Source organism: Bradyrhizobium agreste, from assembly GCF_016031625.1.
In the GTDB taxonomy this organism is placed as follows: domain Bacteria; phylum Pseudomonadota; class Alphaproteobacteria; order Rhizobiales; family Xanthobacteraceae; genus Bradyrhizobium; species Bradyrhizobium agreste.
The window spans coordinates 216,038-228,277 of record NZ_JACCHP010000001.1; the positions used below are offsets into that span (position 1 = coordinate 216,038).

Annotated in this window: 12 protein-coding genes and 1 pseudogene; 8 read left to right on the forward strand and 5 right to left on the reverse strand. The window is 58.4% G+C overall.

What is annotated here, in order from left to right:
* Positions 1 to 284 precede the first annotated feature (284 nt).
* The 4 genes and pseudogenes from HZZ13_RS00790 to HZZ13_RS00800 all read left to right on the forward strand — a co-directional run bounded on the left by HZZ13_RS00790 (position 285) and on the right by HZZ13_RS00800 (position 3,703).
* Positions 285 to 1,400: a Y4kA family protein gene (locus HZZ13_RS00790; protein ID WP_197957789.1), complete on the forward strand. Its 1,116-nt coding sequence runs from the start codon at positions 285 to 287 to the stop codon at positions 1,398 to 1,400.
* 242 nt (positions 1,401 to 1,642) lie between these two features.
* Positions 1,643 to 2,572: a hypothetical protein gene (locus tag HZZ13_RS00795; RefSeq protein ID WP_197957790.1), complete on the forward strand. Its 930-nt coding sequence runs from the start codon at positions 1,643 to 1,645 to the stop codon at positions 2,570 to 2,572.
* Positions 2,573 to 3,286: 714 nt separating this feature from the next.
* Positions 3,287 to 3,415, forward strand: a pseudogene (locus HZZ13_RS37550) (c-type cytochrome); the annotation flags it as partial.
* Between the two features lie 12 nt (positions 3,416 to 3,427).
* A complete protein-coding gene (locus HZZ13_RS00800; protein ID WP_197957791.1) occupies positions 3,428 to 3,703 on the forward strand; it encodes a hypothetical protein in 276 nt (91 codons plus the stop codon).
* 31 nt (positions 3,704 to 3,734) lie between these two features.
* Here HZZ13_RS00800 and HZZ13_RS00805 read toward each other — a convergent pair whose 3' ends face one another.
* From HZZ13_RS00805 to HZZ13_RS00810, 3 genes are read right to left on the reverse strand one after another with little or no spacing between them, the layout of a single operon-like run.
* The gene (locus tag HZZ13_RS00805) at positions 3,735 to 4,574 is read right to left on the reverse strand and encodes an IS3 family transposase (protein WP_376707009.1); all 840 of its coding nucleotides are present in this window, start codon (positions 4,572 to 4,574) and stop codon (positions 3,735 to 3,737) included.
* Positions 4,568 to 4,897: a transposase gene (locus HZZ13_RS37555; RefSeq protein ID WP_376707010.1), complete on the reverse strand. Its 330-nt coding sequence runs from the start codon at positions 4,895 to 4,897 to the stop codon at positions 4,568 to 4,570. The genes HZZ13_RS00805 and HZZ13_RS37555 overlap by 7 nt, the downstream gene beginning before the upstream one ends.
* Positions 4,894 to 5,016: a recombinase family protein gene (locus HZZ13_RS00810; RefSeq protein ID WP_197957792.1), complete on the reverse strand. Its 123-nt coding sequence runs from the start codon at positions 5,014 to 5,016 to the stop codon at positions 4,894 to 4,896. The genes HZZ13_RS37555 and HZZ13_RS00810 overlap by 4 nt, the downstream gene beginning before the upstream one ends.
* A 239-nt stretch (positions 5,017 to 5,255) precedes the next feature.
* Between HZZ13_RS00810 and HZZ13_RS00815 the strand changes: the two genes are divergently transcribed.
* The 3 genes from HZZ13_RS00815 to HZZ13_RS36560 all read left to right on the forward strand — a co-directional run bounded on the left by HZZ13_RS00815 (position 5,256) and on the right by HZZ13_RS36560 (position 8,318).
* A complete protein-coding gene (locus tag HZZ13_RS00815) occupies positions 5,256 to 5,477 on the forward strand; it encodes a hypothetical protein (protein ID WP_197957793.1) in 222 nt (73 codons plus the stop codon).
* 1,432 nt (positions 5,478 to 6,909) lie between these two features.
* On the forward strand, positions 6,910 to 7,113 hold the full coding sequence (locus tag HZZ13_RS00820) for a hypothetical protein (protein WP_197957794.1): 204 nt from the start codon (positions 6,910 to 6,912) through the stop codon (positions 7,111 to 7,113).
* Between the two features lie 845 nt (positions 7,114 to 7,958).
* Positions 7,959 to 8,318, forward strand: coding sequence for an ATP-dependent DNA ligase (locus HZZ13_RS36560; RefSeq protein WP_246504230.1), 360 nt, complete (start codon positions 7,959 to 7,961; stop codon positions 8,316 to 8,318).
* 262 nt (positions 8,319 to 8,580) lie between these two features.
* On the opposite strand, the gene HZZ13_RS00830 is transcribed toward HZZ13_RS36560, so the two are convergent.
* The gene (locus tag HZZ13_RS00830) at positions 8,581 to 9,057 is read right to left on the reverse strand and encodes a DUF3833 family protein (protein WP_197958079.1); all 477 of its coding nucleotides are present in this window, start codon (positions 9,055 to 9,057) and stop codon (positions 8,581 to 8,583) included.
* 531 nt (positions 9,058 to 9,588) lie between these two features.
* Here HZZ13_RS00830 and HZZ13_RS00835 point away from each other — a divergent pair.
* Positions 9,589 to 9,810, forward strand: a complete 222-nt coding sequence (locus tag HZZ13_RS00835) for a hypothetical protein (protein WP_197957795.1) — start codon at positions 9,589 to 9,591, stop codon at positions 9,808 to 9,810.
* Positions 9,811 to 10,492: 682 nt separating this feature from the next.
* Here HZZ13_RS00835 and HZZ13_RS00840 read toward each other — a convergent pair.
* A complete protein-coding gene (locus tag HZZ13_RS00840; protein WP_210349168.1) occupies positions 10,493 to 11,824 on the reverse strand; it encodes an MFS transporter in 1,332 nt (443 codons plus the stop codon).
* Between the last annotated feature and the right edge of the window lie 416 nt (positions 11,825 to 12,240).

A 12,240-nucleotide genomic window follows, 5' to 3' on the forward strand; every position in this document is an offset into this window, starting at 1 on the left:
GAGGCTGCCGAGCGGATGCTGGCCGAGAGGAGCTGGCTGACACAGGGCTGCGGCTGCCGGTGCGGGCGCCGGAAACGGCGTTGGCCACGTAGTCAGACCGAGCATCGCGCTGGGCTGCTTAAGCGGCTCAGCGTTTCTATTGCTAAACTTTGCCGCGCGCGAAAGCGCGCAGCGTTCACACTTACGGTTTGTGAATTTCACGATCTGTTGCGCGAATGCAACATACAATACAATCATAATGTGCATATACAATCAGAGGATTAAACGTTGGCGGGGGACATCCGATGTTTATTCGAATACTCGCCGCAAGCTTGGCCGCGTTTCTATTGGTGAATTGCTCCATACATCCGCTGCCAGAAGACGTCACCGGTGTTAATACGTATCATATTGCTCGGCAAATCCGCTGTGAAACGCGCGAAGCCGCGTTGCAATTTGTGATCCGACAACTTAGGCGGCTTGCCACTGATCATGATGATCAACTCGGCGATCCAATCGCCCGACAAGTACTAGCGGACTACGAAGCGGACCCCGACTCGATTAGCAGCTTCAATCCAGATCGATTTCCGGGTCCGAAATATGAACAAGTGCGAAATTTTTACCGCGTGATCTACTCGACAGCGATCGCCTACAATTTTGATCTCACCATGAGTGAACAAAATGATCTTGGCACCACCGTGAACCTATTGGGTCCTTGGGCACGAAAATTAACGCTTGCTGTGTCAGGCGATTTCAACAGGAACCGGACTAACGAGCGATCCTTCACGGTCACCGACACCTTCAGCGAACTCTTGGTAAGAGTAAATGTGCCTGTGCGAGGTCACCGATACTGCGAGGGACAAATTAAGCAGGCCAACTACGTCTATCCTATCGCCGGTCATATCGGCGTGGATGAACTTGTGAAGACCTTCTTCGAGCTGGTTTATCTCGGGCAGTTATCTGAAAAGGACGCCGCAGCCGGCGCGATCGGCGCCCCAACTATTGCGGACAAACTTACCTTCACGACGACAATTGACGGGTCATCAACACCCAAAGTCATCTTTACTCCCGTCGGCGCCGGTTTCCAACTCGCCGATGCTTCGCTCACTGGTACGCTGAACCGGACGGACACTCATAAGGTCACTGTGGGCCTTGCTGTAGATAAGGACGTCCTTACTTATCTTACTTCGCTGCGTAGTTACCTCTTCTCCCGAGAACGAAGCGGCGATGCCTCCGTCATCGTCCCTTCTGTGCGCGTGGCAAGGGTGCCGCCCCGCCCTGTTCGCACGCCACGCCTACCGGCGGACGACATATTCATAGGAAACACTCTTACTGCCCAGACCCGTAATTGGGCCGAAGAACTTGCGGCCAGGGCGGTCGACCAACTGAAAAGCCGCGAGCTCCAGCTCATCCGCGCTCCATAAGGGATCACCTCCGAATGGCAAAATCAGCCTCAAAAGCCAAAAAGCGCGCGCCACCTCGCCCCTCCAGGCGTACAAAGAAAGCAAAAGCACTGGTCACCAAGCGACCAAAAACGAAGACCCGAACGCCTAGGGTGGTGGACCCAATACCCCGCGACAAAGTTGAAGATCCATTTGGCGATTTGTGATTTCTCCCGCGCATGCAGACATAACCCTTTTTATTCGCCACCCGAAGGAGCTTCGCGATGATTAGAGCAGCCGCATTTAATCAAGGGAAATTTCCGACCATAACTTTTGCGAATCTGGCGAAGACACCCCTTGAGGTCGACCTCAAGAAACTGGTGGCAGCATTGGAAAAGCAATTGGAGCGAGATTTCGTACCCATATGGGGTTATCCTGCGAAGCTTCAGATTTCTGACAAGCCGAAGCCCAATGAATGGCAAATTGTCTTTCTGGATGATTCTGATGCGGCCGATGCGCTCGGTTATCATGATCTGACCAAGGACGGACAGCCTGTGTCGAAGGTCTTCGTCAAGAGTACCATCGCAGCCGGGGAGAAGGTGAGCGTCACCACGTCCCATGAGTTGCTCGAAATGTTGATCGATCCCGGCGCGCAGATGTGGGCTCAAGGCGGCAACGGCCTATTTTACGCTTACGAAATGTGTGACGCGGTGGAGGATGGGGAGTATGAAATCGACGGCATCGCCGTAAGCAACTTCGTCTATCCTTCTTTCTTCGAATCCTGGCATAAGCCGCGGTCTGTCCAATTTGATCATCTAAACAAGGTCAGCAAACCGTTCCAGACTTTGAAAAACGGTTATCAAATCGTCAGCAACGGTTCAGCAGCTCGAGAAATCTTCGGCTCGCGCCACAAGGAGCGCCATTTCCATGAGGTCGAAGATCGCACTATGCATCGCAGCGAATATCGCAAACGAATAGCGAATGTACGCGCTGCCAGAGTCAATCTGCCGACAGCACTTGTTACGGAAACCAGATTAGCAGCCGACACGAGAACGCCTCGCGCGGCTGTACTGCATCACGCCGGGCGACTCTTGACGGAGTTGGCCGCCATGGTCGACCCGCTTCCAGGTGGCGATCCATTTGAATTGGCAAGACGCGGCCCTGAAAGCAGAGTGGTCGATCCGCTACCTGGTGGCGACCCTTTTGAATTGTGACGCGAAGCTACCGATGACACCGATCTTTCCTGTGCGTAAGCGCCGCAGCCCGATCCTCACGTTGACGGTCGCAATGATGTCGCCGGTCAACTCGGGTTAAAGGACCCAAACACCATGCGTTCGACACTGATGGTAGGCATTGCTGCAGCCTCGCTAGGACATTGCAACCGTGCATAACGCGAATGCGACCTCTCCCGCTCCCCGCCCGGCGCCGTCTGCACCCCGTGCAGCGGCGCCAGCGCCTGCCCCGAAGGCGCCAGTGCTGACCAATTAGCAGCTTATGCCGAAGCCGCAACCGCAACCGCAGATCCCGGCCAACTTGCCCAAGCCAACGCAACCGACGTTGGCCGACAAGGTGACCACTGGCGCACCGGTAACGTTGAAGGATCTCAAGGGGACGAATACGCCGCCGGCTGTGCCGCCTGCGGGCATGACGGTCGGCAAGGTCGGCAGCCCGCCGCCTGCTAGTCCGACGCCTCATGAGAATCTCGACCAGAATACCCGAGTCACTCGGATTAAATCCTGCAGATGACCTCAACAAAGCCGGAGGTTGCGGACTTCTGGCAGATAAAGGTGTAGATCCTCTATTTGTACTCGCGCTCATGGACGTGGTCGGCAAAACGATCGACCAATGGATCATTGCGAACGGCACTTCTGAAAAAACCAAGCGGCAAATGTGGGGACCGAGGAAGAACTGCCAAAACCAGCGAGTCTATGTCGGGGCGCGTGCGAGCCGCAACGACAAGGACGAAGTCGTTCTCGCCCTTGAGCCTCAGTATCGGGGGGCGCCCGTTGCACGGTGTTTGGGCAACGGCTCCTTATCTGCACAATGGGTCCGTTCCGACACTCAGAGACATGTTGGTGCCGCAAGCCAAACGGCCGACGTCGTTTTGCGTCGGCAGTCGTGCGTTCGACCCGGCCAAGGTCGGGCTTGTTACGAAAGCAAAGGCGACCGAGAGCTGTGCGGCCGGCCTGACGAACTTTGATGTGTCGCTGCTTGGTAACAGCAATCGCGGACATTCGTTCGAGGGCAAGGAAACCGACCTAACGAAGCTGCCGCCTGGCGTTATTGGACCAGAATTGACCGAACCCGAGCGCCGAGCGCTTGTTGAGTATCTCAAGACTTTATGAGGACGATGCGTTGCCCCTCGACCTGTCGTTGCTACCGTCGAGCTTCCTCGTCCGTTGCGGTGAGGTGGGCGGCGTAGGCCGCGGGGGTCAGATATTTGAGCGACGAGTGAGGCCGCTGGAGATTGTGGTCGGCGACCCAATTGGCGATCTTGGCGCGGGCGTCCTCCAGATCAAAGAATGGGGTCTCGTTGAGCAATTCATCGCGCATCCGGCGATCGAAACTCTCGACGAAGCCGTTCTGCATCGGCTTTCCGGGTGCGATGAAGTGCCAATCGATGGCTGCGTCCTTGCACCAAGCGAGCATGGTGTTGCAGGTGAACTCGGTGCCATGGTCGGACAGGATCATTCCTGGCTTGCCGCGTCGCTCGACGATTGCCGTCAGTTCGCGGGCCACGCGCCGCCCCGAGATCGACGTCTCTGGAATCGCGACCAGGCATTCCTTGGTGACGTCGTTGACGAGATTGAGGATGCGGAAGCGCCGGCCATTGGCGAACTGGTCGTGGACGAGTCCAGCGACCAGCGCGCGTTGGGCCTCGACCAGGATCGGGGCACGGGTCCCCACGGCCTTGCGGCGAGACCGCCGCTTGCGGACGGTGAGCCCTTCCTCGCGATAAAGCCGGTAGATCCGATTGATCCCCGATGGTTCGCCCTCCCTCAGCAGTAGGACGAACAAACGGCGATAGCCGAAACGCCGCCGCTCATTGGCGAGATCGCGCAATCGCCCACGCAGAACTGCATCCGGCGGGCGGCTGAAGCGATAGCGGATCATCTTCCGATCCGGCCCGGCGATCGAGCAGGCCCGCCGTTCCGACAGGCTCAGGACGGCCTGCAGATGTGCGGCGGCAGCGCGCTTGGCGGCGGGCCCTACCATTTTTTTGAAAGCAGCTCGCGAAGTGCGGCCGCATCGAGCATTTGCTCGGCCAGAAGCTTCTTCAGCTTCGCGTTCTCCTCTTCCAAGGCCCTCAGCCGCTTCGCCTCGGAAACGTCCATGCCGCCGAATTTGGCCTTCAAATTGTAGATCGTCGCCTCGGAAACACCGTGCTTGCGAGCCAGGTCGGCTGTCTTCGCCCAGCCTCCTGCTCCTTCAATAGCGCGATAATCTGCTCTTCCGTGGACCTTGCTCGCTTCATCTGTCCGTCCTTCTTCGGGCCGGAGTCTAACTCTTTCTGGAGGAAATACGCAGTGGCAGGTCACAATCCGCTGATGCCCTCGTCGATGTAAGTGCGCACGATCGTGAGCCGATGCTCGGCTGCATAGGCGGCGATGACAGCCATCTGGTTTGCGATCGAATATTGCTGCCGATCCGTCCACATAGGGACGTACTGCGCAGCCCGGAGCTCGCGCTCCCGGGGCCGGGGCAGCCGGGCACTCTGTTCCCATGGAAGGCTCCCGACCTGTGCAGCTATCAGCCTATTCGAAGCCGCCTGAAAACCAAGAAGTGTGAAGCTGTTCACCCCCGCCGAATCTCTCCTCGCCTACAATAGGAACGTCCCCGTCCGGGACGCTCATCCGGGAATGGACGAGTCCGAGCTGGCGAAGCTGGAGGCCGGCCATGAAGCCCCACGCCATGAGCAAGTATTTTGGTAATGGCGCCGGCCACGTTCTGCGCCAGCACAACAGCGCCGTGCTGCTGTTCAGCTGGCGCGGCAAGCCCGACGGATCGGCCCGATATGTCGAGCGCGTCAACCGGTACGCGCGCAATGGCGTGGAATATTCCAGCCTTGCCGCCTTGCTCCGCGCCGTCGAGGCCGAGCACGCTCAAAAGGAGCGCTGATATGCAACATCAACGGCGTCGCCCCAGCGACCTGTTGGATCTGTACATCGGCGCTAAGCGCGCGCTGGAGCAGGCGATCACGGCGCTCCATGCAGGGGTGGCAGGGCCGCGGCAGCGAATTCGGTGCCGGCCTCAAAGTTTGCGACGGCGGAGCTGTTCCAACCCATCCTCGATCAATCGGAGATCTGCGTGAAGGTGCTTGCTTGCGGAGCCGGACGCGGACTCGAGCAATCCGCGCCGAAGGTCTCTCATATCTTCAAGCTCCTGCTGGTTCCTTTAAGCGTACGTAAGCTGAGATTATTGCTTTACAGGACATGTCGTTCCAAATGCGTTACAAAATGAGTTCTCAAACATCGACTGAACTGCAGTGATCCGCGAGTACATATGTGAATCGCGGATGCCGAAATCCCAAATGTCATGTGCAGACGGTACACGGCGAGATTGTAAAGCCAGCTCGCAATCTTCCGCAACAACCTGCGCGCGGAGGGAACACGCCGGAAGAATACGGAACCCGATCCGCTGGACGCCCTCGGCTCCTCTCGGAACTTCGGCGCCAAAGACTACTGTGCTTCCAGAGTGGACCACATCGGCCCCAGCCTGGGTTTTTTCCGGATCGAAAAACCGAGCTAGGACCGAGAGGTCTGTCACTGTCTGGGCGGCAATAAGCGAAATGCAGCTTCCTGCCCCAAAACGAAGCCGGGGAGTGATCCGCAAAACCCTGGAACTTAACATGAGTTAATCTTCCGGATTGACCGGAAGGCGCTTTATGGCAACAGGCGACTTGGAATGACTAGTACAGATCGAACGAAAGATTGAACGGATGCGCGCCAAGACCGAGCGCGAGAGGGAAATGATCCGGCGATCTTTCGAATTGCTTGCCAAAGCCAAAGAGCTGCTCAGCGAGCCTATCCCTACGGTTCGTCAAAACCGCGCGAAAGCTAGGCCGCTCTGTTTCCTTAATTTCAATAGGAACCATGGGTTATAGGCCCATTTGTTCCGGCGTTACCGGCTTTCGGCTCTGTCGGTAGGCGTCTGTGCCTGAGAGACCGAGAGCGCCCGCATAGCAAAAGGAGCGTCGCCACGGCCGACCAATCCCCCATCCATAGCGTGCGCGATCTGGCGCTACGCTATGCCGACGGCTCCGCGCCAGCTCCCGTCGCTACCACCGCCCAACTTGGCAAATCCAACGGCTTGAGCGAACTCAGAACTGGATAAAATCTGGGGGCAACGTCAAGACCTATGAGCCGTCTCCAGATGAAACCGTAGAGGCGAAGTACCCTAAAAGTCGGGGGTATCCTAACTTCGGCGGTTAACAATTGAGAAGGAATAAAACCGTCCACTGAGGTAGTTTGCAATCATCACCGCAAGACACAGTGGCAAACATCGGAACGCAGCGCAGCGCTCCCGCCCAACTCAAACCGGGGAGCGGATCATGGCCAAGCGCCGGCGTCGCTTCAAACAAACGCAATCTCTACAAGAGCGACTTGCCGCAGAAGCCGAGCGCCTGCGGGCAAGTGCAAAGACGGCTCCCCCCGGTATCAGACGGGAAGAGTTGCTGCGTAAAGCCCGCCAGTTCGAAGAGGGTCTGCATATGAGCGAGTGGCTGAAAGCGCCCGGCGTCGAATTGCGGAGGTGACGCCATGATCCAAGGCCCCAGCCTCCTTCACGATGAGACGCAGCCGCAGGGACGATCAAGCAGGTCTCGATAGCAGTTCTCGTCAATCTGGGAACTGCGATGCGATATATTGCGTACGCGGTCGATGCAGGAGGCGTTGTCTGTTCAGTTTATGAAATCGATTGCCCAACGGACAAAGACGCCCAAGCTCGATCCGAGAAATTCTCAGAAGCCTACCCTACTGTTGAGGTGTGGGACGGCCCTCGCCGAGTTGCTCGCCTGGTGCGTGAGAGCGGAGTAGGAGAACAAGGGTGAAGGGCTCTGCATCGCGCGAGGCCCCAGCTTCGGCCCCAACGTTGCCTCTCTTAGACTCTGGTCAGTGGAGTTCTGCGTATGGCCTCGCCGTCCATCGTTCCGAACGATCGCCTCGACAACGACTTTTACATCGTCCTTGGGGAATTCCGAGACGGTGCGGCCTTCCGCGAGATCGAGGAAGGCATTCCACGCTGATCGGCGATCTTCTCGCCGGGCAATATGACCGGGTGCTCCGTGTGGCCGCGTTCAACCCGGTCGGGCTGGTCGCGCGAGGCGTCCGAGGACATTGCCCGCGATCTCGAGCGCAGGATTACTGCTGAAGGTCACGAGATCTCCTTGAATGATTTCGTCGAAAGCCAACTTGGCGGCTCGGGCGTGCAGCCAGCCTTCCGCTCCAGTCCTAAAGCACCAGGCTCACCAACCAGACATGAGCAAGCAGCAGACCGCAATTCCAAGGTATGGCAATGCAATTGAAATCGGTGCCTCACTGAGGAATCCCGACGCTCAAATCGACCGCAAGATTCGCATATTCGCGGGTGCGTGACCTTCTCATGCCAAGCACATTCGAGTTCTACCTGCCCAGCTCCGGCCCCGACTGGTTCCACGGGATCACGTATGACGGCTATCGCCTGCGCGTCCAGCGCAACGGCCGCACCGAGCGCCTGATCATCAGGAACGGGCGCAACTGGACCGACCGTTTTGCTTGGATCGTGCAGGCGGCGGAGCGCAACCGCGAGCAGCACTTCGACATCGACGGCGAGGCTGTCGTGCTCGGCGTCGACGGTGTCTCCGACTTCAACGCGCTGCACTCGCGCCGGCACGACGGTGAGGTGCAGCTCTATGCGTTTGATCTGCTCGCGCTCGGCGGCGAGGATCTGCGCCAGCTCCCGCTCGAGATGCGCAAGATCTAGCCCGGCTGGTCCGCGGCCGGCCCGACGGCATGTTCATCGCCCCATTCGAGAGCGGCGCGATCGGGCCCGACCTGTTTCGTGCGATGCAGAACGAGGACGTCTCCCGACCCCACCTGCCCAGACCCGCCCGCCGCCTTTGCGGCTGTGCCCTTTCAATACCCGGAGAGATCTGCGAGCGGTTGCCGACAACCTTCGCCCGCGGTCCGATTTTCTCTGTGCCCCCACCTGCTCTCGCCTGTGGCGGTGGCAGACACCAGCGAGGCTAAAGCTTACGGTAAGTAACGTGCGCCGTCGCAAATGGGATACCGGCACGGCCAGCACGGCCGCGGACTATGCAAGCTCGTTCATCGATTCCATAGAACCAATTGTCGAAATTCAGCTTAAACGATCTACCGCCCCCTTGCGGCGTATCGCGCGTGTATTTCCAGTGGAATGCGCAACCTCCTTGCTCCCCGATGGCCTCACCTTCCAGTCTGTTTTCCAAGCCGGTGTACTTACCTTCCTCACCCTTTCGGATCGTCCAATGCAGAGTATCGCTATGACCATCGTCAAATGTATATACCTCAGTGAACAGCACTGTATCAGTGTCGGCATCTAGTTCGCCGTGACCAGTAATTGTTGCGCGCTTCAGTAATCCGCCAACTAGACTTTCTAGCACTGCCCAACCTTCTAGCCGCCCTACAAAAAAGCGTTCAGGAAGAAACAGCGGCGTTGTTCCTCTAAAAGCATCGATCGCCATTGGTAAACCCTTCAAAATGCGTTTAACGAATAAATCTCCTTTCTTCGGCTGGTTCCTAGCTGGCGGGCACATGCTCGGCTCGGAGCGCTCAACCATCCGCCGCACGCCCTGTGCATCTACACGATCGGATCTAATACCGCTCAGCCGTCGGTTCGCTGTTTCAGATGCGTTCGGGGCTTATCGCAAGGCATACAGCGCGTCACTTTCAAAATATCGACTGCGGCTTCACTGCAGACCGCGCTCATGCTGGACGGCCACCAACGGCTAAATCGAGCGGCTGATCTCAGCCTTGGCGCTTGCATCTCGTAAGCGGCCGCTGAAGGCGCGATGCGCGACGAGCTAGCGGGCTGGAAAGCCGCCTCAGAAGCTCTTTGAGGCTCGACGGCATACGGTTCGGTGTGGCCGCGCCGGCGTCCTTGCCGCGCCAAGAGAAGATCTGGGCTAGGTCGGCAATCTCTTGTCTTGAAACTCCGCGACTTCGGCGGGATACTTGGACAAGTCTTTCCCATCATCATTCCGAGGGAGACGAGCATGGCGATCCAGATCGTGATGGACAGTACCGGCGATAGCCGTCACTTTTTCAATCCAGACGACGCGCGAGAGCTCGCTAAGGCCGAACGGCGGTTCCACAAGTTAACCGACGCCGGCTTCACCGCGGCAGTCCGGACGGGTCCGGGTCAAGTATCGCAAATGCGATCGTTCGACCCGAACGCGGAAGAAACCGTCTTCTTCCCCAGGCTGGTCGGCGGGTGATTGGCCCGCGCTATGTTGGGCTTCAGATCATCTCGCCCGCGTGAAGGCCGGCGCGCGAGAGCCATTCGGGCTCTCTTCATCAGGCACGGCGCCGAACGAACTCCGGAGGGCCGCTCGCTGCAGCTCTTGCGGGCGTGGCTTTCGCCGGCCCAGCGTGCACAGTTCACGGAAAAGGGTTACTTCGAGGTCACCGGGGGCGATACTGGCAGGAAATATAGGATCTACGCGGGCGCGTCGACGAACGTCTGCGAGGTCGACAAAAAGGGCCGCCCGATGAGCGGTCTGTGTTTCATGCCGCGTGGCAATCTGCCGGTCGGAGATGTTATGCTTTCCCAAAAGATCGCGCTGGAATGCAGCGAGAACCACGCGCTTGAGGTGGCCAGAAGGTTCGCACCGACTGGTTTTACGTTCGGACGAAGTCGGCTCCTTGGTTGAGCCGCAACGGTGCTCGCTTGGACATCGGCGAAAGATTGACATAGCGGAGATCCAAGACGAGCTGACATCGATGGGAACACTTTTCTGCAAGTCGCGCATGACGGCAGAAACCGGCGCCACTGAGCTCGTAAAGGATGTCGTCCGACTGTCAAAGTGACAGACCGCGCGAGACAGGAGATGCAGCCCGGATGCGCCTTCGGCGGAGGATATACCGGCGGCCCTTGCCCCCGTTTGCTCGACCGAAGTATCAGTCTCTCGCATTGGCGAAGCCAAACCAGGCTAATGGGAGCGCGATGATGCAGAGCGCCGCCATGGGAAAGAACGCCGCCCCGGCATAGGAAGCATACAGTGCGCCGGACAGGAAGGTCAGTACTGCCGTTACCAATCCTGAGCCAAACGCATAGAGAGCTTGCGCAGTTGCGGCGACGCTTGCTGCGACCAGCGTTCCCATCATCCGCATGCAAGCGAGATGGAGCAGAGCGAACGTTAATCCATGCAATGGCTGTATCAGCGAGAGCAGCAACACGGAGGTGGTCACGCCCGCTACGGACCAGCGGATGATTCCAGCCGCAGCTGCCAAGATAGCCGCGCCACGCACGCCAAACCTATCCAGGAGTGCTGGACCGGCCAGCATGAACACCAACACTTCAGCGACCACCGCTTCCGACCACAAAAAGCTAATCGCCGAAGTGCTGATGTCCGCATCGCTCCACCTGATCACTGCAAATGCATCGTGCACTGCATGACTGCCATAGATCAAAGCCGATGCGACAATCATGATGCGAAACTGCGACACGCTGACCAGAGCTTTCAGCCCTGACACAGCGAAGGACGGCGATCTCTGCGCTCTGGCTTGCTCAGGTAGCAATGCAGTGGCGCCAGTGGCGGCGATCAGGAAGACAGCGTTCATCCAGATAACCGCCGTGAGATCGGCTGGGCTGACGAGTTGTCCGGCGACCAGTGTTCCCAGGACGAAAGCCGCGGAGGCAGCTCCGCGTATCCACCCGTACTCGAATGACCGTCCCTCGAAGCGAGGCCTCGCTGTATTGACCGATAACGCATCGGCGATCGAGGTGGTGGGGGCGAGAGCGGCAGCCTGAACCAACGCGACAAGAAGCAACCACCAGAATTTATCAGCCCAGAGCAATGCGATGGCTGCTGAGGCCGCCACGGCAGCACAGCCTGCGAGCACGAGGCGCAGTGACCCGAGCTGATCCGCAAGCCTGGCAACCAACGGCCCGGACACGAGCCGCGTCAGCATTGCGGCTGCAAGGATCAGCCCGATCTGCTGGGACGCCAGAGCTCTCGTTTCGAAAAATTTTGGCCAGAACGGAGATGCGGCGCCGAACGCCGCGTAGAGGGCGACGTAGAGCACTATATATGCGATTGGTGCGGGAATGCGCACAGGAGCCTTATCAGTTGCTTTACAGCCTGCATGGTGTGCGAACGCTGAGCCAAGGCGCAATTCAAATCGGAGCTGGCTCCATTCCCGTTTCGACGACTTGCGGAAACTCACTCCAAATGAGCCGAATTCCGCCAGATTACCTACTGCTCGTTCCAGCTTTGAGGCGTCTGTCATTTTTGCTGCGCCAGCAGAGCACCGTAGTCGCCCTCGCATCGGCGGCGCTGCTATAGTGCTGTTGCTGTTGCTGGTGCTGCTCCTGGTCGCGGGCTACCCAACTTTCAGTCCGGGCAGCTGCAAGGAGTGCAACGCGAGCAGACAGCGCACCATCATCCGCATCACGGCGATCGTTTCGCCGAAATTGTCCAACGGTTGGAGCTCCAGAACCTGACCCCTGCGCATGACGCAGCGCCGGTTCGCTCGCCTCACCAACGGCTCTTCAAAGAAACTCACCAACCATGCTGCGGCGGTCAGTCTGTACGTGTCCCATTACAACCTCTGCTGGGTACATGAAGCGTGCGGACCACGCCGGTGGTCGCGCTGGGCATCGCTGATCGTGTCTGGACGATTGGGATTTGATTGATGCGGGGCTT